This window comes from Halobacillus sp. BBL2006 (assembly GCF_000786645.1).
GTDB lineage: Bacteria > Bacillota > Bacilli > Bacillales > Halobacillaceae > Halobacillus.
Genome location: NZ_JRNX01000135.1, coordinates 1 through 2,618 on the forward strand (window position 1 = coordinate 1; position 2,618 = coordinate 2,618).

At 43.0% G+C, this 2,618-nt stretch carries 4 protein-coding genes; all 4 read left to right on the forward strand.

Annotated elements, in window-relative coordinates; all coding sequences use genetic code 11:
- Positions 1 to 499, forward strand: a 499-nt coding sequence (locus LD39_RS04960; protein WP_035543553.1) for a signaling recognition particle receptor family protein, incomplete at its 5' end; no start/stop codon positions are given.
- Positions 500 to 574: 75 nt separating this feature from the next.
- Positions 575 to 904, forward strand: a complete 330-nt coding sequence (locus LD39_RS04965; RefSeq protein WP_035543554.1) for a putative DNA-binding protein — start codon at positions 575 to 577, stop codon at positions 902 to 904.
- Positions 905 to 917: 13 nt separating this feature from the next.
- Positions 918 to 2,258 (forward strand): signal recognition particle protein, encoded by a 1,341-nt coding sequence (gene ffh / locus LD39_RS04970; protein ID WP_035543556.1) that lies wholly within the window; start codon positions 918 to 920, stop codon positions 2,256 to 2,258.
- Between the two features lie 91 nt (positions 2,259 to 2,349).
- On the forward strand, positions 2,350 to 2,618 hold a 269-nt coding region (gene rpsP / locus LD39_RS04975), incomplete at its 3' end, for a 30S ribosomal protein S16 (protein WP_035543557.1).

Genomic DNA, 2,618 nt, shown 5'->3' on the forward strand with positions numbered 1-2,618 from the left:
CTGGGGAGACCGTGTAGGGGTCAATGTAGTTAAGCATAGTGAGGGAAGCGATCCTGCTGCCGTTATTTTTGACGGAATTAAATCAGCAAAATCCCGCAACGCAGATGTGTTGATCTGTGATACAGCGGGCCGTCTTCAGAACAAAGTGAACTTGATGAACGAGCTGTCTAAAGTGAAACGAGTGATCGAACGTGAAGTACCCGGTGCGCCTCATGAAGTTCTCCTTGTATTGGATGCGACAACCGGTCAAAATGCTATGAGTCAGGCCAAAACATTTTCTGAATCGACGGAGGTATCAGGGATTGTTCTCTCCAAGTTGGACGGAACGGCAAAAGGCGGAATTGTGCTGGCAATTCGAAATGAACTCGACATTCCTGTGAAACTGGTCGGGTTAGGTGAAAAAGTAACAGACCTGGAAACATTCGATGCTCACGCCTTCGTGTATGGTCTTTTTGCTGACATGATCGAAGAATATGATGAGGAAGAAAATGAAGCGTAGACCTTGACACAATACGTCTGACTCCGTTAGTATTCTTTTGTAAAGGTATTTCACTTAACAAGGAGTGCTTTAACCGTGCTTGAAAAAACGACACGAGTTAATTATTTGTTTGATTTCTATCAGTCGTTACTGACTCCTAAACAAAGAAACTATATGGAGTTGTATTTTCTAGAAGATTACTCTTTAGGTGAAATATCAGAAACGTTTGATGTATCTCGTCAAGCCGTTTATGATAACATTCGCCGGACAGAGACGATGCTTGAAGAATACGAAAAAAAGCTGCATTTATATGAAAAGTTTCAAAAACGCCAACAAGTGCTGCGCGATATGGAAGCAGAAGTCGAAAAAGGTGAGTTTCCAGAGCATTTCAGCCGTTGGGTCACACAATTACAAGAACTAGATTAGGAGGGGTCCTTCGATGGCATTTGAAGGTTTATCCGACCGTTTGCAGGAAACGATTAAAAAAATCAAAGGCAAAGGGAAGGTAACCGAACAAGACGTAAAAGAGATGAGTCGGGAAGTTCGTCTCGCCCTCCTTGAGGCCGATGTCAACTTTAAAGTCGTAAAAGACTTCGTGAAACGCATACGTGAACGCGCAATCGGCCAGGAGGTTATGGAAAGCTTGACCCCCGGGCAACAGATCATTAAAGTCGTTAAAGAAGAATTGACCGACTTAATGGGGGGCGACGAAAGCAAAATAGCAGTCGCAAAACGCCCCCCGACCGTCATCATGATGGTAGGTCTGCAAGGTGCCGGTAAAACAACAACCACCGGTAAGCTTGCGAACTTGTTGAGGAAGAATTACAATCGTAATCCTTTACTTGCCGCAGCTGACGTTTATCGTCCAGCAGCAATTCAGCAGCTCCAGACCTTAGGGAAACAGCTAGGGATGCCTGTGCATGCAGAAGGCACGGAGGCAGATCCAGTTGATATCGCAAAAAATGCGATCGAGAAAGCGAAAGAAGAACATCATGACTACGTAATCATTGATACAGCTGGCCGCCTTCACGTTGATGAAGGATTAATGGGTGAACTGCAACGAATCAAAGAAGCTGTCAATCCAGATGAAATCTTTCTCGTAGTCGATGCGATGACAGGTCAAGATGCAGTTAACGTCGCAGAAAGCTTTGATGAACAGCTTGATGTTACAGGTGTTCTTCTTACGAAACTTGATGGTGATACACGTGGTGGTGCTGCGTTATCGATCAAGGCTGTAACCGGAAAGCCAATCAAATTTGCTGGTATGGGGGAAAAACTCGATCAGTTAGAGACATTCCATCCAGAACGAATGGCTTCACGTATCCTGGGCATGGGTGACATGCTGACGCTCATTGAAAAAGCACAGACCCAGGTAGATGAAAAGCAGGCAAAAGAGCTTGAATCTAAGATGCGGACAGCTTCCTTCACTTTTGAAGACTTCCTTGAGCAAATGGACCAAGTAAAAAATATGGGGCCATTAGACGAAATAATCAACATGATACCTGGGGCTAATAAGATGAAGGGGCTAAAAAACGTCTCTTTTGATGATAAACAAATTGTTCATGTGGAAGCCATTATTCAATCGATGACTAAAAATGAACGACAAGACCCCTCTGTCATGAACGCGAGCCGAAAAAAACGGATTGCAAAAGGGTCAGGTACTTCTGTCTCGGAGGTCAACCGTTTATTAAAACAGTTTGATGAGATGAAGAAAATGATGAAACAAATGAGCAATACCAAAGGGAAAAAAGGTAAAGGAATGAAATTTCCTTTCATGTAATGGAAAAAACCTTTACACACAATTGAAGTTCTGCTAAAATCTAAATTTGTGTGAAACAATTAATAATTAGAAATTATGGAGGTAGTTAAATATGGCAGTAAAAATTCGCCTAAAACGTATGGGATCTAAACGTAACCCATTTTATCGTGTAGTAGTAGCAGATTCACGTTCTCCTCGTGACGGACGTATCATCGAGCAGATTGGCACATATAATCCAGTTGCTAACCCAGTAGAGGTTAAACTTGACGCTGAGAAAGCTATGGACTGGATGTCCAACGGCGCTCAACCAAGTGACACTGTGCGCAATCTATTCTCAAACGAAGGCATCATGAAGCAGTTCCACGAAAAGAAAAACAAATA

Bases quoted from the DNA above. Each gene is read 5' to 3' on its own strand.
- ffh (WP_035543556.1), top strand. From the start codon at position 918: ATGGCATTTGAAGGTTTATCCGACCGTTTGCAGGAAACGATTAAAAAA.